The following is an 18,808-nucleotide window of genomic DNA, read 5'->3' as shown; positions in this document are numbered from 1 at the left end:
ACGCGTTTACGTCGAAAGAATCGTCACAAGCGCGACGGCCGAGTCGCCCGCGAGTTGCCCGCCGTTGTTCTCGGCAAGCGCGACCTTCGCGCCCGGACGCTGCCGCGCGCCCGCCATCCCGCGCAACTGCCACGTGAGCTCGACGATCTGCGCGACGCCCGTCGCCCCGACCGGATGCCCGCGCGACAAAAGCCCGCCGCTCGGATTCACCGAGATGCGCCCGCCGAGGTCGGTGTCGCCCGAGCGGATCAGCTTCGGCGCGTCGCCGGGAGCGCAGAGACCGAGATTCTCGTAGTGGATCAGCTCAGCAGGCGCGGACGCATCGTGCAACTCGACGACATGTACGTCCGACGGCCCGATCCCCGCTTCCTCGTAAGCCGCGTTCGCCGCCCGCACCGCGACCAGTTCGCCCGAGCCATCGGCCTTTGCCGACACGATCGAACTCGCGCGGATGAACACCGGCCGGATGTCGTGCTTGATCGCGTAGTCTTCGGAGCAGATGAAGACGGCGGCGCCCCCATCGCCGATCGACGAGCACATGAAAAGCGTGAGCGGGTCGCTCACCATGCGGCTTTGGAGCACTTCCTCGACGGTCGTTTCCTTGCGGAACTGCGCGTGTGGATTCAGCGATCCCGCACGCCGGCTCTTCACGACCACGCGCGCGAAGTCGCGGGCTTCGGCGCCGGTCCTCTCCATCCACTTGCGGGCCTTCGCCGCGTAGAGGTCCATGAACAGCGAGCCGGTGCCGGTCTTGACACCTTCGGGCAGCGGCTCGTCCAGATCGACGGCCTTCGCGAATGCGCCGAACGACACCGCCTTGTCCTCGTGCGAGAGCTTCTCGACGCCGACCACGAGCGCCGTTTCCGCCTGTCCCGACGCCACCGAGAGCCACGCAAGATTGAGCGCCGAACTGCCCGACGCGCACGCGTTCTCAACGTTATACATCGGCTTCCCGTCGAGGCCGGTATTGCGCAGCGACGCCTGCGCGCGAATCATCTCCTGCCCCGTGACGACGCCCGCCGCCGCGTTGCCGAAGAAGACGCGATCGACGTCGTTCACCGTGACGTGCGCGTCCTTCAGTGCGAGCGCGACCGCTTCTTCAGCGAGCGACTTGAGGTTGCGGTCGAGGAACTTGCCAAAGGGCGTCATGCCGACGCCGCCGATAACTACCTTGCGCATTGCTGTCTCCAATCGAAAGTGTGAAAAACGAATTCCTGCCATGACGCTTCAGCTTTCAGCGTCGTCGCTCCTAGTCGAGAATCTTCCCGCGTGTCTCGGGCATCCGTGCGTACACGACGAATCCCACCGAGCACACGGCCGCCACGTAGACCCACACGTATTGCGACAGGCCCGAGCTGTTCATCGCGGTCATGATGTAAGGAAGCGTGCCGCCGAACACCGCCGCCGATATCGCGTACGGCAGCGCCACGCCTGTCGCGCGCACTTCGGCGGGGAACTGCTCGGCCATCACGGTTGCGCACGTTGCGGCGAAGCCCGACGAGAGCAGCATCCCGATCGTGACGATGGTCGTGGCCGTCCAGAAGTCGTTGGTGAGGAAATGCAGCGCTGGCCACGCGAAGAGCGCCGATCCGCCGGCGAACACAAGCAATACGGGCTTGCGTCCGATACGGTCGGAGAGCATGCCGATCAGCGGAATAGCGACGAGCGAAGCGATGATCGAAATAACACTCGCGCTGAACGCCTCGCGCAGCGGCAGGCCAGTGCGCATGTGTGCGAAGGTGGGAAACAGCACGAGCCAGAGGTAGATGCAGAGGTTGCCCGCCATCGCGATACCGATCACTCGCAGCGCCGCGCGCCGATGTTCACGCACGATCACGAGGAACGGATGCTGTGTGCGCCGATGCGATGCCGCGGTCCGCTTGAACGCATCGGTTTCGGCGACGGTCAGCCGCATCCACAGCGCGACGAAACCCATCAGGCCCGCGATCGTGAACGCAATGCGCCAGCCCCACGCGGCCATATCCGGCGGCGCGATAACCGACGTGAGGATGTAGCCGATCAACGCCGCGACGAGCACGCCCGCGTTCACCGCGAAGTGCTGCCACGATCCCGCGAAGCCGCGCCGCGAAGGCGCCGACGATTCGATCAGGAACGTCGATGCAGAGCCGAACTCGCCGCCCGCCGCGAACCCCTGGATCAGCCGCGCGAGCACGAGGACGATCGGAGCCGCGATGCCGATCGTCGCGTAGCCGGGACACGCCGCGATCACGAGCGAGCTGCCCGCCATCAGCGCTACCGACAGCGCGAGGCCGTTCTTGCGGCCGTGACGATCAGCGTAGGCGCCGAGCAGCGCGCCGCCGATCGGCCGCATCAGGAAGCCGACCGCAAATACGGCGAACGCCGAGAGCAGCGCGACGCGATCGTTGTTCGCGGGGAAGAAGTGCCGCGAGAAGAGTGACGCGAAGGTCGCGTAAATGATCCAGTCGGTGAATTCGACGATGGTGCCGAGCGTCGCCGCGATGATGGCTTTTCTCTGCGTTCGCGTGAGCGGCGTCGCCCCTGCTTCGACAACGTTTGGAAGGGTGGTATCCATCTTTGTCTCCGTGTCTCTTTGTAATGATTGCGTGCGGTCCGGTTGAACGCACGCGCCGATTTACGAACTCACTGCGCCGTGGCAGCCGGAAGGCAACTCAGCACATGGACGCATCGTAGGTTTGGAGAACGTAGCCGTACAAACGATTTTTTCTCAGAACTGGCATGAGTTTTTTTCGTACCCCCTGATCGCTTGGCGCATGGCAGACTTCGATTGATCGCAAGTCAATTGAAGTCGCAGGAAATGTCGTTTGAGCGGGGACGTGGCGCGACCTAGCATCGAAGCATGCAAGGACTTTCATTCAACGGAGACACGTCATGAACCCAACCGCGAACCATCGATCAGACGAAGTCGCCATCGTCACGGGCGGTGCGAAAGGCATCGGCCTCGGCATCGCGACGGCACTCGCGAAGAGCGGCCGCCGCATCGCGCTCTTCGATCTCGACGGCGCAAGCCTCGACGAAGCAGCCAGCGCGCTCGCAGCCGAGGGTGCCGACGTGATCGGCCTCGCAGTCGATGTGACGAAGAGCGAGGCGGTGAACGCGGCGGTGGAGACGGTGGCCGAGCGCTTCGGCCGCGTGGACGTGCTCGTGAACAACGCGGGCATCGTGCGCGACAAGCGAATCACGAAGATGAGCGACGACGACTGGGACGCAGTCATCGACGTCAATCTGAAGTCGCAGTTCCTGAGCTGCCGTGCGGTGCTGAAACACATGGTCTCCGCGCAGTACGGGCGCATCGTGAATATTTCTTCGCGTGCGTGGCTCGGGGGCGTCGGGCAGTCGAACTATTCCGCTGCGAAGGGCGGCGTGGTGAGCCTCACGCGCAGCCTCGCGCTCGAATGGGCGAGCGCGGGCGTGACTGTCAACGCGATCGCACCGGGTATCGTCGATACGCCGCTCTTTCGCAAGTTCGACGCCGATCTTCAGGAGCGGTTGAAGAAATCGGTCCCGGTGCAGAGAATCGGCACGCCCGAGGACATCGCGCAGGCCGTGCTGTTTTTCGCGCAGAAGGAGGCGTCGTACATCACCGGGCAGACGCTTTATGTGTGTGGTGGCCGGTCGCTGTCGTCGCCGAGCGTTTAAGGGGAACGGACGTGACCATCCACTACACAGTTTCGAATCACGTCGCGACGATCGGCCTCGATCGCCCCGAGGCGCTTAATGCACTCGATCTGGAGAGCCTGAAAGAACTGCGCGCCGCGCTTTCGCAAGCGCGCGACGATGACGACGTCCGCGTGATCGTGCTGACCGGCGCGGGACGCAAGTCGTTTTGCGTCGGCGCGGACCTGAAGAACACGCTGCCGCCCTCGACCAGCTTCAGTTCCTCATTCGTCAAATCGATCGATCGCGCGGGGGCCGAAGGCATCTACGTGCGCCTGATGGACCTGACTTCGTTGCGAATCTTCAAGCCGATCATCGGCGCGATCAACGGTTATTGCCTCGGCGGCGGGCTCGAACTGGCGCTGCAATGCGATCTGCGCATCGCGTCGAGCAACGCGGTGTTCGGCTTGCCGGAAGCGGTCGTCGCGAGCATCCCGGCCGTGTGCGGGATTCAGGCGTTGCAGAAGGCCGTGCCATCGGCGATCGCGATGAAAATGCTCTTCACCGGCGCGAAAATCGACGCCGCTTACGCGGAGCGCGTAGGCCTCGTCTCCGACGTGACGGAGCCCGAGGCGCTTATGGACAAGGCGCACGAACTCGCGAACGCAATCGCGGCGAACGGGCCGCTCGCCGTGCAGATGATCAAGAAGGTGGCGGAGACGAGCAGCAATGTGCCGCTCACGCAGGCGATCGAATTCACGGAACTGGCGTGGGGCGCGATGCGCGAATCGGAGGATCGGGTGGAAGGGCGCAAGGCGTTCGCGGAGAAGCGCAAGCCTCGTTTCAAAGGGCGCTGAAAAGACGTGTCACACCTGCTCGTCGCACGTGGACAGCAGCCAGGTGCGGAACGCGGCGAACTCGGGGCTCGCCAGATGCTTTGGCGGATAGACGAGGTAGTACGTGTACGCGCCGAGATCGAGCACGAATGAAAACGGCATGACGAGCGTGCCGGCGCGAAGCTGATCGGCAACCAGTACGCGTTGCGCGATCGCGATGCCGTGCCCTTGCGTCGCGGCGAAGTACGCGAGGATCGAGCTCTCGTAGCTGAGGCCGCTAAAGGGATTGACGCCGCGTACGCCGGCCGCGTCGAGCCATTTGGCCCAGTCTTCGCGGCGAGCGAGTGAATGAAGCAACGGAACGTTGCGAAGGCTCGAGGCGGTCGCATCCGTCAGCTCGGGATGCGCGCGCAGGAACTCGGGGCTGCACACCGGGACGAGCTCGTTCGGCACGAGCCGGTCCGAACCTACGTCCGACGACGGCGTGTGCGAAAGCCTGATCGCGGCGTCGACGTCTTCCGCGTTGAAGTCCACCGCCTGCAGCGAGGTGGTCAGGCTCACTTCGATGTCGGGATGCTCGCGATGAAACGTCGAGAGACGCGGCAGCAGCCAGTTCATCGAAAACGTCGTGTAGGCGCGGATTTTCAGCGTTCGCCGGCGGCGCGCTTCGGTGAGGTTGATGGTCGCGGTGCGCAACGTTTCGAAGCCGCGCACGATGTCCGTCAGATAGCGCTCGCCCATCGGCGTCAGCGTGATAGCACGATGTCCGCGATCGAACAGCAGCAGGCCGAGCTGGTCTTCCAGCAGCTTGATCTGCCGGCTGACGGCCGCGGGCGTGACGTTCAGTTCGTCGGCGGCGAGCTGAATGCTCAAGAGGCGCCCGCAGACTTCGAAGGCGCGCAGCGCGTTGAGGGACGGAAGGGTTCGCATCGGAAAATGGTAGCACGGGCGTTGTGCGTGGCGGAGCAGGTTATTACCGGCAAAAGCCCTTAGAAAAACTCAACTGAGGTTTGAAAAAAAGTCGTTTGTCGGGGGATTCGGAGCGCCGTATCTTTGCTTCAAGGGTCATACGCGGAAACGAACCGCAAGAACGGAACTACGTTGCATGGGACCAGAGTAAGCGCTAAAGCGCTTAACTCTGGCCGACAGCGCCAACTCGGGTCGACAGGAGACAGCAATGCTGGACGGAGTACGAATTCTCGCGTGGGGCGAACGCAGCGCGGTGAAGCTGAGCGCGACGCTTCTCGAGCGCGCAGGTGCCAGGGTCGAAGTCACCGACGCCGACCCTATCGACGCTTTAAGCCACGACGTGATCGTGGTCTCATCGGACGTGAGTTCGGCGACGCGGCGCGGCATGATCGCGGAACTGAAGTCGGCGGGCAAGTACATCGTTTGCGACATTACCGCGACCGGCCCGCAAGGCGCGCGCGCGGGCACCCAATGGACCGATGCGCAGATCCAGGCGATGACCGGCCTCATGGACACGACCGGCTTTGCGCACGGCCAGCCCGTTCGCATCGGCGTGCCGTTCACGGAGATCTCGGCGGCGATGTATGCGGCGGCCGCGGTGGCTTCGGCGCTTCGCGTCGCGACGCTGCGCGGCATCAGGCAGAACATCGACGTCACGCTGTTCGGCTGCGCGGCGAGCGCGCTGACGACGTTTCTTCCGGCCGCGTTCGCGAGGGAGACGGTCGGGCGCGTCGGCAACCGGCATCCGGCGTGCGCGCCCTGGAACGCATTCAGAACACGCGACGGCTGGGTCCTCATCTGCACGAGCACCGAGGAGCAGTGGCGCAAGATCAAGCACGCGGCCGGTGTGCCGCAACTCGATGACGCGCGGTTCGCAACGCTCGCGGATCGCGTGCGCAACGTCGGTGCCCTCGACGCACTGATCGAAACGTGGACGAGTACGCTGACCACCGACGCCTGTTCGCGCCTGTGCGAGCGGATCGGCGTGGCAGCGGGCCCGATCGTATCGGTCGCGGACTTGCCGGGCGAGCCGAACTTTCGGATGCGTCACGCGCATGCAGCAGAACAGATGGATGCGCATGGCGTCGATGGAGAGACGTATCGCGATGTACCGGTGTTTCACACGTCGAAGCTGATCGCCGGTGTCGAAACGATACAGACGATCGAGCGTGCCACTGCCGAAGACGATGCCGGCCCGCTCGCCGGCGTGAAGGTGATCGAAATCGGCCAGTACACGACCGCGCCACTCGTCGGCAAGCATCTCGCGGCGCTTGGCGCGGAGGTCGTGAAGATCGAGCCGCCCGAAGGCGAAGTCGCGCGCGCATGGATGCCGGGGCAGAACGGCACGAGCTATTTCTTCGCGCTCAACAACACGGACAAGCAGACGATTTCGCTCGATCTGAAACAGGAAGCGGACCGCACGTATCTGCGCAAGCTGCTCGCTACCGCCGACGTCCTCGTCGAAAACCTGCGGCCCGGGGCGCTCGCGAAACTCGGTTTCGATCGCGCGGCGCTCGGCGGCATCAACCCGAAGCTGATCTATTGCTCGATCTCGGGCTTCGGCATCGAGTCCGCGTATCCGACGCGGCCCGCGTTCGACACCGTCATTCAAGCGATGGGCGGACTGATGGATCTCACGCGCAGTGAAGGGGTGCCCGTGAAGTTCGGCGCATCGGGCGCGGACATTCTCGGCGGCCAGGCTGCGCTCTTTGCGATCGTCGCGACGCTGGCCGGTCGCGCACACAACGCGGGCACCTTCGTCGAAGTATCGATGCAGGACGTCGCCGCGTGGTGCGCGTTGTTCGCGACGGGCAATCCGCAGCCGCCGGGTGCGGCCGTTCCGTGCAGCGACGGTTATGTATGGGTCGAAGGCGATCACGCGGTAATGCGCGCGAAATGCGGCGCGATGACGAGGCAGCGCGCAGTCGCGAGCCTCGTGGCGTCGGGGTTGCGCGCGGTGCCGGTCGCACGCGTGCACGAGCTGATCGAAGACGGCGACTTCCTCGTGGACGTGCTGAGCGTCGCGCGCGACACGCGTGGCGCGTTCTGGCCGGTGCTGAAGGTCCCGTACCGGCTTTCGCGCACGCCCGCGCGCGTTCGCGCGGTCCCGGGCGCGCCCGAATGCGTGATGCTAACCGATGAAGTTCATACCGCTTGAAAAGCAGGCGGCTGTGAGCAGTCGCCAAGACTGCACGAAACATCAACTACTTTCGCAAAGGAATTGCAATCATGGCTCAAACCGATACTGGCAAGGTCTGGTTCATCACAGGCGCATCGCGTGGCTTCGGCGCACTCATCGCTCGCCGGGCGCTCGAACGGGGCGACCGCGTCGTCGCGACGGCACGCAATCCTCAGACCGTCATCGAGCGCCTCGGCGATCATCCGAACCTGCTCGCCGTGAAGCTCGACGTCACGAACGAAGCCGATGCCGTGGAGGCCGCGCGGCAGGCGGTGGCCCGTTTCTCGCGCATCGACGTGCTGGTCAACAACGCAGGGTACGGGCTGCTGGGCGCGGTCGAGGAATCGAGCGACAGCGAGGTCAAGGCCGTGTTCAACACGAACGTCTTCGGCCTGCTCGCCGTGACGCGCGCCGTGTTGCCGCAAATGCGCGCGCAACGCAGCGGCCATCTGATCAACATTTCGTCGATCGGTGGCTACTCGGCGTATCAGGGCTGGGGCGTGTACGGCGCGACGAAGTTCGCGGTCGAGGGCTTGAGCGAGGCGCTCTCGCGCGAACTGGCGCCGCTCGGCATTTATTCGACGGTCGTCGAGCCGGGATTCTTCCGCACGGACTTTCTCAACGACGATTCGCTCGTCTCGACCAAGCTGCATATCGCCGATTACGCCGAGACTGTCGGCACGATGCGTGACTTCGCGGCTGGCGCGAACCATCAGCAGCCGGGCGATCCGGCGAAGCTCGCGCAGGCGATCCTGACCCTCGCCGACAGCCCGACGCCACCCGTGCGCCTGCCGCTCGGCACAGATACGATCGCGCGGATCGAGGAGAAGAATCGCCACGTCGAGGCCGAACTGAAGGCGTGGCACGACCTGGCGATTTCGACGGATCACACATAGGGCAGAAGGTCACGCGAACGTCGATCGGTGGCTGCGCGGGCGCGCCATTCGCGCGATGATGGCGAACCGCCCGATCCACGCACCTTGCACCGACGGAGTTCGCGATGACCCTGCATCCGACGAATCGATCGAAGCGCATTTGTCTTGCCATAGCGGCGTTCGGTGCTATTGCGCTCGCTGCTTGCGGATCGAGCACACCGGGCGGCACGCAGCCGATTCCCGCCGAGATAACGAACGTGATGCAGAAGCCCGTCTACAAGAACGCGGTGTGGTCGCTGCAGGTGATCGTTCTCGAGAGCGGGCGCGTGGTCTATGCGCAGAACGCCACAGCGCCCACCTTGATCGCGTCCGTGCGCAAGCTCTTTTCGGTCGGCATGGCGCTGAACCAGCTCGGACCGGACCATCGCTTCGTCACGCCGGTCTACCGGCAGGGCGTGGTCGAAGGGAGCGGCACGCTCAACGGCAATCTCGTGCTCGTCGCAAGCGGCGACCTGACGATGGGCGGCCGCACGAACCCGGACGGATCGCTCGCAATCAGCAACTTCGACCACAACGAGGCGAACGCGCTCGGCAACGCGCAGCTCACCACGCCCGATCCGTTAGCGGGGTACGACGCGCTCGCGGCGCAGGTGGCGTCATCGGGCATCCGGCGTGTGGCGGGCGAAGTCGTGATCGACGACCGGTTGTTCCAGCCGTTCAACTTTCGCGGCGAGTTCGATGTGCGGCCGGTCTTCGTCAACGACGATATTGTCGATGTGATCATCGGCGCCGATGCATCGGTCGACTGGCGGCCGAAGTCGGCGGCCTTGAGCGTGCTGTCGGGCCTGCAGGCGGGTGGGCAAGGGTCCGCACTAGATATCGAGCTCGCGCCCGAGCCGCCCAACTGCATCGGTACGCCGAATTGCGTGGGAAGAGTGACGGGCAACTTGCCGGCCGGCTTCGTGCCGCCGCTCACGAACGCGTATCCGCTGATTCGGACGTTCCGCATCACCGAGCCTTCAAACTATGCGCGCACGGTGTTCATCGAGGCGCTCGCGCGCGCGGGCGTCACGGTGACGGCTGCGAACGTCGAGCCGAATCCCGTGCAGTTGCTTCCGGCACAGAATTCGTACGTGCCGTCGACGCAGGTCGCGCAACTCGTGTCGCAACCCTACGGCGACTACGCGAAGCTGATCGATAAAGTGAGCTACAACATCGGCGCCGACATGAGCCTGATGCTGTTCGGCCTTGCCGCCGACGGCTCGACGACCGTCGCGGGCGCGCTCGCCGCCGAACAGAACGCGCTCTCGACGCAGTTCCAGATACCCGCCGCTGACCTGCATTTCATCGACGGCAGCGGCGGCGGCGAAACGACCGCGACGGGCCAGGCGGTCACGACGCTGCTCACCGGCATGACAAAGCGCGCGGCGTTCCCGTCGTACTTCGATTCGCTGCCGGTTCTCGCCGTCGACGGATCGCTTTCGTTCGTGACGGACTTCGAAGCCGACCCGACGCTCGCGCCGGCCAGGGGACAGGTACATGCGAAAACGGGAACGTATGTGGGCGGGCCGCCGCTCACCTTGAAAGGGCAGGCGCTCGCCGGTTACCTCGACGCGAAGAGCGGACGCAGGCTCGTCTTTTTCCTGGCCGTGAATGGCGTGCCGATCACGTCGATCAACGATGTGCTCGCCGTCTTCCAGGACCAGGGGACGATTGCGGCCATGCTGTGGAAGCTGCAATGAAGGGCACGAGAGATGCTACCGGTTGAACGTCGCTTCCTAAACGGCCTCCAATGCGTACCTTCCTCTCGATGCTGTTCCGCTCTCGTGACGCGCTGATGCTCGGCGCGCTGCTATCCGCGTGCGGCAGCGGCACGCCCGCGCAGAGCCAAAGCCAAAGCCAAAGTTCCGACGCGATCTTGCACGACACGCGTCCGCCGCTGCATCACGCGCGCCACACGTCGTCGGGCTACGTCAACAACTACGGCGACCTGCCGCACGAGTCGTTTCTCAAATGGCGCTGGGAACGCTGGACGCAGGGCTTGCCGAAGCCGCCCGCGAACGGCTACGAGTTTCCGCTGGATCGTCCAGACGTCGCGTGGCTGAAGGCGAACCGCATCGTCGACACGCTCACGTGGATCGGTCACGCGAGCGCGCTCGTGCAGATCGACGGCGTCAACGTGCTGACCGATCCGCAGTTCTCGCGGCGCGCGTCGCCGGTGTCGTTCGCGGGGCCGGAGCGCAAGGTGCCCGCTGCGTTATCGGTCGCGGAGTTGCCGCACATCGACGTCGTGCTCATCTCGCATAATCACTACGATCATCTCGATACCGCGAGCGTGCAGGCGCTCAACGCGCAGCCGGGCGGGCCGCCGCTCTTTCTCGTGCCGCTCGGCATCAAGGCGTGGATGGCGGACAAGGGCATCGCGAACGTGCGGGAGATGGACTGGGGCGACGAGACGCGCGCCGCCGGCCTCGCTGTCTGGTTCGTTCCGAGCCAGCACTGGTCCGCGCGCACGCTGACCGATCGCGCGGAGACGCTGTGGGGCGGCTGGGTCGTGAAGACGCCCGAGGGCGCGAAGCATCCGTATTCGTTCTGCTTTGTCGGCGATACGGGCTATTCGAAGGATTTCGCGGATATCGGCCAGGCCTTTGGCGGTTTCGATCTCGCGCTGATTCCGATCGGCGCGTATGCGCCGCGGTGGTTCATGCACGCGCAGCACGTCGATCCGAAGGAGGCAGTGCAAGTCTTCGGCGACTTGCGCGCGAAGAAGGCGATCGGCGTTCACTGGGGCACGTTCGAACTCGCCGATGATCCGCTCGACGAGGCGCCGCGTTTGCTTGCGGACGCGGTCAAGGAAGCGGGTTTGGCGCCCGATTCATTTACCGTGCTACGTCACGGACAGACGATCAGGCTCGGCGACACGCGTTGATGACCGCCGACCTCACCGCCCCCGGCTCCGATCGATCGCCGCAATACAATCCCGCCCGTTGTCCTTCGCGTTATAAAGCTGCGCATCGACGAGATTGACGAAGCCGGTCGAATCGAGATCTTCCGACGGCACGATCGTCCCCACGCCGAAACTCGCCGTCACCACCTGTCGATACGGCGAGCGCTCATGCGCGATCTGCGCGGCGCCGATCAGATTGCGGCACCGTTCCGCGACGCGCATCGCGGCATCGGCGCCGGTATCGGGCAGCACGAGCACGAACTCTTCTCCGCCGAAGCGCCCCAGAAAATCGCCGCCCCGCAAGCCTTCGCCAAGAATCTCAGCGACGCGCTTAAGACAAGCATCGCCCTGAACGTGACCGTAATAATCGTTGTACGACTTGAAGAAATCGATATCGATCATCACGAGCGACAGCGCCGAGCGGTTCTTCAACGCCGCGTCCCACTCGCGCGCAAGGGCGATGTCGAACATGCGACGGTTCCCCACACCCGTCAGCCCATCCTTGAACGACAGTTCTTCGAGTTCCCGCTGCAGCCGCGCTACCTGCTCCTCGGTCTTCTTGCGCTCGCTGATATCGAACATGAAGCCGACGAGCGCCTGCACTTCGCCCGCTTCGTCGCGCACGACGTGCACCACGTCGCGCAGCCACACGTAGCCGCCGTCGCTCGTCAGCGCGCGATAGTCAGCCTCATGATCCGCGCCCGCCTTCGATTGCGCGACGCAGAAGTCCACCACCTGCGCGCGGTCGTCGGGATGCATGCGGTCGGCCCAGTCCTGCACCGTCTTCCAGCTCGACGGCGGCCAGCCGAGCAGCGATTCGATCTGCGGGCCGATGTACGCGAACTCCATCGTGTGCCAGTCGATCTTCCAGGGAATCGCGCGCGTCGATTCGAGCAGCGTCCGGTAGACGGCGCCGTCGTGTTCGAGATCGGAGGAAATCGCGTCGAGAGGCGCGTCGTGGCGGAGAAATTGCGCGGCGAGCGCGGTGTCGTCTTCGTTGATCATTGAACCAGCCTTTGCTGTGAGTTCTCCCCGAGGTTTACGGCGGCGGGGGAAGAATCTTAAGCGAAGGCTGGCAAGTGCGCCTTTCAGTTCGATGTCGCAGCGACCAGCACCGCCTTGTCGCGGTACAGACCGGGGAACATCTGCTTCAGGTAATCGATCTTCGGCAGGTCGTTGATCGCGATGTAGCCGCTGTCGGGATGCAGCGTCAGGTAGTTCTGGTGATAGGCCTCGGCGGGATAGAAGCCCTTGAAGTCCTCGACTTTCGTGACGATCCGCTCATGAAACGCGTGCGACGCGTCGAGTTGCGCGATATACGCCGTCGCGATTGTGCGCTGCTGCGCGTTCTGCGGAAATATCGCCGATCGATACTGCGTGCCGTGGTCCGGCCCCTGGTAGTTCAGTTGCGTCGGATTGTGCGCGACCGAGAAGAACACTTGCAGCAGACGGCCGTAAGTGACCTGCGCCGGATCAAAGGTGACCTGCACCGATTCGGCGTGGCCGCTCCTGCCTTCGCTGACGATGTCGTAGTGGGCCGTGCCCGCCGCGCCGCCCGCGTAGCCCGACACGACCTGCTTCACGCCGCGCACGTGCTGGAAAACGCCCTGCACGCCCCAGAAGCAGCCGCCAGCAAAGACAGCCGCTTCCGCGTGCGTCGCGCCGGGTTGCTCGTCCTGCGTGGGCGGCGGGATTTTTGTCGCGGTTTCGGTGGATTGCGCGGTGCGCAGCAGGCCGAGCGCGCCGACGATCAAAAGCGCCGCGCCTGCGGCTCGTATTGACCGAGAGTACTTGAACATGTCCGCTCCTTCAAACGCGACGACCGGTACGGTGCGAGTCGTTTCATTCTCGCACCGTCCGGCTGCTCGCGCTTCGAGAGCACGAATCGCACTTAACCGGCCGTCTTCCCGCCGTCGACCGTGACGATCTGGCCGGTCACGAACGAAGCCGCTTCCGACGCGAGAAAGACGATCGCGCGGGCAACTTCTTCGGTTTTACCGATGCGTCCGAGCGGCACCTTCGCGGCAAGCGCCGCCTTGTTCTCCGACGTGCCGGTGAAGCGGTCGAGCATGCCGGTATCGGTCGGACCGGGCGCGACGGCGTTCACGCGCACGCCCGCGGGCGCACCTTCGAGCGCGGCGGACTTCGTCAGGCCCTCGACCGCGTGCTTGCTGCCCGCATACACCGACGCGAACGCGGCGCCCTCATGCCCATACGTCGACGACACGTTCACGATGCTCCCGCTTTTTTGCGCGAGCATCACGCGCAGTTCGTGCTTCATGCTGAGCAGCGTGCCAAGGACATTGGTGTCGAAGGTCGCGGCGTAGCTTTCCGCGCTTTGATCGACGATCGCGCCCGGCTGGCCTTCGGTGCCCGCGTTGTTCACGGCCGCGTCGATCCGGCCAAAGCGCGCGATGGTTTCGTCGACGAGGCGGCGGACGTCGTCGTCGCGGCGCACGTCAGCCTGGATAAAGACGGCGTCGGCGCCGAGTTCGCGCAGTTCTGAGGCGAGCGCGTTGCCTTCGGCTTCGCGGCGTCCGGAGACGGCGAGCCGTGCGCCGCTTTCGGCGAACGCGAGGGCGGTGGCGCGGCCGATGCCGGTAAGTGCGCCCGTAATGAGAATGACTGGGTTGGACATGATCGATTCCTATAAGGTATGGGTTGCAGCGCTTCGACAAACTTCGAAAAGCGTTTTGCCGTTGCTGTGAAGCCAATGTAGGTGTTTATTGGATCGCGGAAAAATACTTAATAAGCGGGTGGTCATGCCTGGGAGGCATGGAAATGGAACTTCGGCATCTGAGGTATTTCGTTGCTGTCGCGGAGACCGGAAGCCTGACGGTCGCCGCCGAAAAGCGGCTGCATACGTCGCAGCCGTCGCTGAGCCGCCAGATTCGCGATCTCGAAGACGAAGTAGGCGCCGCGCTCCTGAGCCGCAGCGCGCGCGGCGTCGAATTGACGGCGGCGGGACGCGCGTTTCTGGACCACGCGCGGCTCGCGCTCGCCCAGGTCGATGCCGCGACCGAGGCCGCGCGCCGCGCGTCGAAGCCGGCGAAGGAGGTTTTCGCACTGGGCTTTCTGACCGGCGAGGAGATGACCTGGCTGCCGCGCGCGATGCGCCTTCTACGCGACGAACTGCCGAACATCGACGTCACGGTGTCGAGCCACTATTCGCCCGATCTCGCCGATGCCCTCGCGCGCGGCAAGCTCGACCTCGCATTCCTGCGCGCGGAGCCAGGCTACGACCTCGACTATCGCGTGGTCGATCGCGAACCGCTCGTCGTGCTGATGCCGAGCGATCATCCGCTCGCGTCACAAGAAAGCATTCGTCCGGAAGATTTCGCGGGCGAGCCGTTCGTCGCCGCATCGGACAAGGCGGAGGTGCTGCGCGGCGTGATCGACCGCTACGTCGAGGAGAGCGGGATCGGCGTCACGCCGACGCACGGCGTCGACAATCTCGCGATGGCGATGTCGCTCGTGGCATCGACGCGCGGCCTCTCGCTGATGCCCGCGTACGCGCAGAATCTGTTGCCCGCGTCGGTGGTCAGCCGGCCGCTCGCGGGCGCCGCGCCGACGATCGATCTCGTGATCGGCTACAGCCGGTCGAATGCGTCGGCGGCGCTGAAGCTGTTCTTGACGCGCGCGGATGAACTCGTCGTAACGGACGGCGGCCTCAGCGCAGCGTAATCGTCAGCGGCGCGAACGGCGCGTCGCGTTCCGAGCGCCATGTCTGACCCGGCTCGATCGGCCAGGCGTCGGTCCACGTGCCGGTCGTCACGACGTCGCCGGCCTTGAGAGCCGGCGCTCCCGGACAGCGCTGCATCTCGCGCACGAAATGCAGCAGCGCGTGCAGCGGGCCGTCGAGCACGTTCGCGCCGACGCCTTCGTCGATCAGCGCGTCGCCGTGATAGAGGCGCACATGCGCGGCGGCGAGCGCGGCATCGAGCGCGCTGCCGCTCGCCGCGATTCTCCGCACCGGCGTGCGCGGCCCGACGAGCAGCCGCGCATGCAGCGCGCCATCGACGACGGTCTCGGCCGCCGTGAACTTCCAGTGCGCGCAATGCGTCTGCACGACCTCGAAACCGGGCGCGAGCCAGTCGATGCACGCGAACACGTCTTCGAGCGACGGCTCCGCGGGCGGCGTCGCGGCAATGCCGAACACGATCTCGGGTTCGAGGCGCGGCTGCGAGGTGCCCGCGAGATCAACGACGCCGCTGCCGTCGCACTGCGTGAGTGTCGAGTCCCAGACCGGGCCCCAGATCGGCGCGAACACGCCGTATCGCTCCCAGATCGTGCGATTCGTGAAGCCGATCTTATAGCCGACCGCGCGTTCTCCACGCGTTTCGCGCAGCGCGCGCACGGCCAGCGCGTCCTGATAGGCCGATGCGACGTCCGTTGTGCTGCGGCCCTGACGGTCCGCGGCGGGCCAGAGTGCGGCCGCGTCGTGATGGGCGAGTACGGTTTCAGGTGTCATTCATACTCCGGTTGCGGAGGTCGTGGCAGGCGAGTCGCTCCGCCCGGCCGCCCGCGCCGAGCGCGACAGCCGCTCGCGCACGACGCCCACGTGTTCGCGCAGCACGTAGAACGCGTCGGCGTAGGCGAGCGGCATGCGCAGCGTATCGAGCGACTCTTCGATGTGATCGAGTTCTGCGATCAGCGTGCGGTGCTCCTCGTCGGTGGAATGATCGAGCGCGCCGCGTTCGATCGCGATCAGCGACCCGTAGTAGCGATAGATCCGCGAGCGCACGCGCCATCGATACAGCGCGGGGATCACCTGCACCGCGGGCAGAAGCAGCACGGCGATGGGCACGAGCAGAAACAGCAGCCTGTCGACGATACTCGCGACCCAGAATGGCAGCGTGCGGAACAAGAGGCTCTTGCCCGAACGGTAATAGCGCTTGGCGTCGTCGCTGATCGGGAATTCGTGCGCGGCCTGGCTCGGGAACTGGCCGGCGCTCTGCATGATGCCCGGCTTGCCGTGCGTCTCCTGCGCGGCCTCGATGATGAGGTCCGAGATCGCGGGATGCAGGCTCGGCCGCGCGACGATCTCGACCGTCGGGCTGATCAGGTGGATCGTGTCGGGCGGAACCTTGCGGCCGAGATCGAGCACGCCGGGCGGCAGGTCGATCTCGTCGAGATAGGGGAAAAGGCGCGTGTAGGCCTGCGCTTCGGTGAAGTCCATTACCGAAACGCCGGGCACTTTCAGGAGCCGCAGCATCAGCGCACGGGTCGCGGAGTCGCCGTTGAGGATCGCAGCATCCGCTTCGCCCGCGACGAGCTGCGTCGCGGCTTGCAGGCCGTCGGAGGGCAGGAGCGTGGTGGCGTCGCCGGGGACGATGCCGTTGGCCGCGAGCAGCTTGAGCGAGAGCAGGCGCGTGCCGCTGCCTTCGCGGCCGATCGCGATGCGCTTGCCCTCGAGTTGTGACAGTCGCGTCACGCCCTTGCCGCGATAGAACACGACGACCGGCACGTAGAACACGCTGCCAAGCGAGATCAGCGACGACGTGGCGATGCCGTCCGACGAGCCGCCCTGCACGAGCGCGAGGTCGACGTGCTGCTTCGGGTCGAGGAGACGTTGCAGGTTCTGCACCGAGCCATCGGATTCGAGCACGTCGAGCCTGATGCCGTTGCGCGCGAGGATCGTGCGGTACTGCTCGGCGATGACGAAGAACGAACTGTCGCGCGGGCCCGCGCTGATCGTGATGCTGCGGGGCGGCGCGGGATCGACGAGCCAGATGACGAGCACCATCGCGATCACGAAAAGCACCGCGACCGGCGCGAACGTGATCGCCAGATCGCGCCAGGCGATCTTCGCGTGATCGTTCGGAAGATGCGGCCAATGCGGGCGACGATGCTTCATGAGAGCCTCATCGGATGGTCGGAAGCGGCGTGTCCGTTCTAGTGGTGCCGCGCGTGAATTATCTTAACCCGCTCGCCGCCGTTCCTGTTCTAAGATGTCGAGCCTCCTCTTGTAAATGCCGTCATGAACGACAACGCCGCTTCTCCCCTGCAGCCGGTTCTCATCGGCAAGACCGTCGAACTCCGTCCGCTTCAACGCGAACACGCGCCCGACCTGCTGCGCGCGGCCGCGGACGGCGAGCTATGGAACATGAAGCTGACGGTCGTGCCCGGACCCGACACGATCGAGCAATACATCGCCAAAGCACTCGAAGGCCGCGACGCCGGGACGGTGATGCCGTTCGTCATCGTGATGCGGGATTCGGGACGCGCTGTCGGCAGTACGCGCTTCTGGAAGATCGATCGCGTCAACCGGAAGCTCGAGATCGGGCATACGTGGCTCGGCGAGTCAATGCAGCGCTCGGGGGTCAATACCGAGGCGAAGTTTTTGCTGCTCGCGCATGCGTTCGAGGTGATGCGCTCGGTTCGCGTGCAATTCACGACCGATGAACTCAACGAGAAGTCGCGCACCGCGATCCTGCGCATCGGCGCGAAGCAGGAAGGCATCGTGCGCCACGAACGCATCATGCCCGATGGCCGCGTGCGCAACTCCGTGCGCTTTTCCATCATCGATTCGGAATGGCCTGACGTGAAGGCGATGCTGCTCGCGAAAATGGCACGTTAGGCGCCGCTCGACGGCTTTTGCGCGAGTCGCGTGCGGGCTTCGGTAGTGGTGAGAAAGGCGCCGTCGGCTTCATCGAAGACCGAGACACTGCCGTGCCCGATGTCGTACACCCAGCCCTGAATCTGCAGCGTGCCGAGCGCGAGCCGCCCGGCCACGGCGGGATGCGTGCGCAGATGATTCAATTGCAGACGGATGTTTTCCTCGACCATTGCCTGCACGACGCGCTCGGGCACGAGCTTTCTCGCCGTCACGACGCTGCGCGCGGCTTCCGCGTTTCGCAGCCACGCGTGGACGGTCGGCATGTCGTCCGCGAGCGTCGCGCCTAACGCCAGGCCCTTCATCGCGCCGCAGTCCGAGTGGCCGCAAATGACGATCTGCTTCACGTTCAGCATGAGCACCGCATACTCGACGACCGCCGACACACCGCCGAGCATCTCGCCGTAACCCGGCACGATATTGCCGATGTTACGGCACACGAAGAGCTCGCCGGGGCGCGTCTGCGTGATCAGCTCCGGCGACACGCGCGAATCGGCGCAGGCGATGAACAGCGTATGCGGCGACTGGTGCTCGGCGAGGCTTTTGAAGAGTTCGGCGCTGTCGGGGAAGACGTCGCGGCTGAATTCGTCGGCGCCTTGGAGGAGGTAGAGCAGGTCGTGGTTTTCGCTGCGCGGTTGGGTGTCGGACATGGGTGGGGCCTTGTCGTGGGGTTCGGCTCAGAACGGCCGTGGCGATCAAGTGTATTTCAACACGACGATAAGGAACGTGCTTGCAAGTTGCAAGTTTTGGCCGGACGAAAGGCCGGGGGTTGCCCGGCCGTCGTGACAA

17 protein-coding genes are annotated in these 18,808 nt (G+C 65.0%); 8 read left to right on the top strand and 9 right to left on the bottom strand.

What is annotated here, in order from left to right:
- Nucleotides 1–6: 6 nt before the first annotated feature.
- Entirely contained in the window at nucleotides 7–1,179 is a 1,173-nt protein-coding gene (locus AWB67_RS01285; protein ID WP_087654407.1) for a thiolase family protein, read from the bottom strand.
- Between the two features lie 70 nt (nucleotides 1,180–1,249).
- Nucleotides 1,250–2,554 carry an MFS transporter gene (locus AWB67_RS01280; protein ID WP_087654406.1) on the bottom strand — a complete coding sequence of 435 codons (1,305 nt, stop codon included), beginning with the start codon at nucleotides 2,552–2,554 and terminating at the stop codon, nucleotides 1,250–1,252.
- Between the two features lie 317 nt (nucleotides 2,555–2,871).
- On the opposite strand from AWB67_RS01280, the gene AWB67_RS01275 reads away from it, so the two are divergent.
- Together AWB67_RS01275 and AWB67_RS01270 are read left to right on the top strand one after the other, a co-directional pair.
- The gene (locus tag AWB67_RS01275; protein ID WP_087654405.1) at nucleotides 2,872–3,639 is read left to right on the top strand and encodes an SDR family NAD(P)-dependent oxidoreductase; all 768 of its coding nucleotides are present in this window, start codon (nucleotides 2,872–2,874) and stop codon (nucleotides 3,637–3,639) included.
- An 11-nt stretch (nucleotides 3,640–3,650) separates the two neighbouring features.
- Complete coding sequence (locus AWB67_RS01270; RefSeq protein WP_087654534.1) at nucleotides 3,651–4,454, top strand: enoyl-CoA hydratase/isomerase family protein; 804 nt, start codon at nucleotides 3,651–3,653, stop codon at nucleotides 4,452–4,454.
- Between the two features lie 9 nt (nucleotides 4,455–4,463).
- On the opposite strand, the gene gcvA is transcribed toward AWB67_RS01270, so the two are convergent.
- On the bottom strand, nucleotides 4,464–5,363 hold the full coding sequence (gene gcvA / locus AWB67_RS01265) for a transcriptional regulator GcvA (RefSeq protein ID WP_087654404.1): 900 nt from the start codon (nucleotides 5,361–5,363) through the stop codon (nucleotides 4,464–4,466).
- A 247-nt stretch (nucleotides 5,364–5,610) separates the two neighbouring features.
- Between gcvA and AWB67_RS01260 the strand changes: the two genes are divergently transcribed.
- The 4 genes from AWB67_RS01260 (at nucleotide 5,611) to AWB67_RS01245 (ending at nucleotide 11,385) form a co-directional block, all read left to right on the top strand.
- The gene (locus AWB67_RS01260; protein ID WP_087654403.1) at nucleotides 5,611–7,560 is read left to right on the top strand and encodes a CaiB/BaiF CoA-transferase family protein; all 1,950 of its coding nucleotides are present in this window, start codon (nucleotides 5,611–5,613) and stop codon (nucleotides 7,558–7,560) included.
- A gap of 71 nt (nucleotides 7,561–7,631) precedes the next feature.
- Complete coding sequence (locus AWB67_RS01255; RefSeq protein ID WP_087654402.1) at nucleotides 7,632–8,477, top strand: oxidoreductase; 846 nt, start codon at nucleotides 7,632–7,634, stop codon at nucleotides 8,475–8,477.
- A gap of 104 nt (nucleotides 8,478–8,581) precedes the next feature.
- Nucleotides 8,582–10,198, top strand: a complete 1,617-nt coding sequence (locus AWB67_RS01250) for a D-alanyl-D-alanine carboxypeptidase/D-alanyl-D-alanine-endopeptidase (protein WP_087654401.1) — start codon at nucleotides 8,582–8,584, stop codon at nucleotides 10,196–10,198.
- Nucleotides 10,199–10,248: 50 nt separating this feature from the next.
- On the top strand, nucleotides 10,249–11,385 hold the full coding sequence (locus tag AWB67_RS01245) for an MBL fold metallo-hydrolase (RefSeq protein ID WP_087654400.1): 1,137 nt from the start codon (nucleotides 10,249–10,251) through the stop codon (nucleotides 11,383–11,385).
- 12 nt (nucleotides 11,386–11,397) lie between these two features.
- Here AWB67_RS01245 and AWB67_RS01240 read toward each other — a convergent pair whose 3' ends face one another.
- The 3 genes from AWB67_RS01240 to AWB67_RS01230 form a co-directional block, all read right to left on the bottom strand.
- Nucleotides 11,398–12,408 carry a sensor domain-containing diguanylate cyclase gene (locus AWB67_RS01240; RefSeq protein WP_087654399.1) on the bottom strand — a complete coding sequence of 337 codons (1,011 nt, stop codon included), beginning with the start codon at nucleotides 12,406–12,408 and terminating at the stop codon, nucleotides 11,398–11,400.
- A gap of 83 nt (nucleotides 12,409–12,491) precedes the next feature.
- A complete protein-coding gene (gene msrA, locus AWB67_RS01235) occupies nucleotides 12,492–13,202 on the bottom strand; it encodes a peptide-methionine (S)-S-oxide reductase MsrA (RefSeq protein WP_087654398.1) in 711 nt (236 codons plus the stop codon).
- 92 nt (nucleotides 13,203–13,294) lie between these two features.
- Nucleotides 13,295–14,041 carry an SDR family NAD(P)-dependent oxidoreductase gene (locus tag AWB67_RS01230; RefSeq protein ID WP_087654397.1) on the bottom strand — a complete coding sequence of 249 codons (747 nt, stop codon included), beginning with the start codon at nucleotides 14,039–14,041 and terminating at the stop codon, nucleotides 13,295–13,297.
- Nucleotides 14,042–14,184: 143 nt separating this feature from the next.
- Here AWB67_RS01230 and AWB67_RS01225 point away from each other — a divergent pair, with 143 nt between their 5' ends.
- The gene (locus tag AWB67_RS01225; RefSeq protein ID WP_087654396.1) at nucleotides 14,185–15,087 is read left to right on the top strand and encodes a LysR family transcriptional regulator; all 903 of its coding nucleotides are present in this window, start codon (nucleotides 14,185–14,187) and stop codon (nucleotides 15,085–15,087) included.
- Here AWB67_RS01225 and AWB67_RS01220 read toward each other — a convergent pair.
- Nucleotides 15,074–15,874, bottom strand: coding sequence for a 2-keto-4-pentenoate hydratase (locus AWB67_RS01220; protein ID WP_087654395.1), 801 nt, complete (start codon nucleotides 15,872–15,874; stop codon nucleotides 15,074–15,076). The genes AWB67_RS01225 and AWB67_RS01220 overlap by 14 nt on opposite strands.
- Nucleotides 15,875–17,260: a TAXI family TRAP transporter solute-binding subunit gene (locus AWB67_RS01215; RefSeq protein WP_087654394.1), complete on the bottom strand. Its 1,386-nt coding sequence runs from the start codon at nucleotides 17,258–17,260 to the stop codon at nucleotides 15,875–15,877. It lies immediately after the preceding gene.
- A 123-nt stretch (nucleotides 17,261–17,383) separates the two neighbouring features.
- Between AWB67_RS01215 and AWB67_RS01210 the strand changes: the two genes are divergently transcribed.
- A complete protein-coding gene (locus tag AWB67_RS01210; protein ID WP_087654393.1) occupies nucleotides 17,384–17,983 on the top strand; it encodes a GNAT family N-acetyltransferase in 600 nt (199 codons plus the stop codon).
- Here AWB67_RS01210 and AWB67_RS01205 read toward each other — a convergent pair.
- Nucleotides 17,980–18,669: a carbonic anhydrase gene (locus AWB67_RS01205; protein WP_087654392.1), complete on the bottom strand. Its 690-nt coding sequence runs from the start codon at nucleotides 18,667–18,669 to the stop codon at nucleotides 17,980–17,982. The two genes, AWB67_RS01210 and AWB67_RS01205, sit on opposite strands and share 4 nt — an antisense overlap.
- Between the last annotated feature and the right edge of the window lie 139 nt (nucleotides 18,670–18,808).

The sequence above is a fragment of the Caballeronia terrestris genome (assembly GCF_001544515.1).
GTDB lineage: Bacteria > Pseudomonadota > Gammaproteobacteria > Burkholderiales > Burkholderiaceae > Caballeronia > Caballeronia terrestris.
Note: the sequence above shows the minus strand (reverse complement) of the source record. Positions and strands in the feature narration are given on the sequence as shown.

Bases quoted from the DNA above. Each gene is read 5' to 3' on its own strand.
- AWB67_RS01250 (WP_087654401.1), top strand. From the start codon at position 8,582: ATGACCCTGCATCCGACGAATCGATCGAAGCGCATTTGTCTTGCCATA.
- AWB67_RS01245 (WP_087654400.1), top strand. From the start codon at position 10,249: ATGCGTACCTTCCTCTCGATGCTGTTCCGCTCTCGTGACGCGCTGATG.
- AWB67_RS01210 (WP_087654393.1), top strand. From the start codon at position 17,384: ATGAACGACAACGCCGCTTCTCCCCTGCAGCCGGTTCTCATCGGCAAG.
- AWB67_RS01255 (WP_087654402.1), top strand. From the start codon at position 7,632: ATGGCTCAAACCGATACTGGCAAGGTCTGGTTCATCACAGGCGCATCG.
- AWB67_RS01240 (WP_087654399.1), bottom strand. From the start codon at position 12,408: ATGATCAACGAAGACGACACCGCGCTCGCCGCGCAATTTCTCCGCCAC.
- gcvA (WP_087654404.1), bottom strand. From the start codon at position 5,363: ATGCGAACCCTTCCGTCCCTCAACGCGCTGCGCGCCTTCGAAGTCTGC.
- AWB67_RS01280 (WP_087654406.1), bottom strand. From the start codon at position 2,554: ATGGATACCACCCTTCCAAACGTTGTCGAAGCAGGGGCGACGCCGCTC.
- AWB67_RS01260 (WP_087654403.1), top strand. From the start codon at position 5,611: ATGCTGGACGGAGTACGAATTCTCGCGTGGGGCGAACGCAGCGCGGTG.
- AWB67_RS01275 (WP_087654405.1), top strand. From the start codon at position 2,872: ATGAACCCAACCGCGAACCATCGATCAGACGAAGTCGCCATCGTCACG.
- AWB67_RS01215 (WP_087654394.1), bottom strand. From the start codon at position 17,260: ATGAAGCATCGTCGCCCGCATTGGCCGCATCTTCCGAACGATCACGCG.
- msrA (WP_087654398.1), bottom strand. From the start codon at position 13,202: ATGTTCAAGTACTCTCGGTCAATACGAGCCGCAGGCGCGGCGCTTTTG.
- AWB67_RS01225 (WP_087654396.1), top strand. From the start codon at position 14,185: ATGGAACTTCGGCATCTGAGGTATTTCGTTGCTGTCGCGGAGACCGGA.
- AWB67_RS01285 (WP_087654407.1), bottom strand. From the start codon at position 1,179: ATGCGCAAGGTAGTTATCGGCGGCGTCGGCATGACGCCCTTTGGCAAG.
- AWB67_RS01220 (WP_087654395.1), bottom strand. From the start codon at position 15,874: ATGACACCTGAAACCGTACTCGCCCATCACGACGCGGCCGCACTCTGG.
- AWB67_RS01230 (WP_087654397.1), bottom strand. From the start codon at position 14,041: ATGTCCAACCCAGTCATTCTCATTACGGGCGCACTTACCGGCATCGGC.
- AWB67_RS01205 (WP_087654392.1), bottom strand. From the start codon at position 18,669: ATGTCCGACACCCAACCGCGCAGCGAAAACCACGACCTGCTCTACCTC.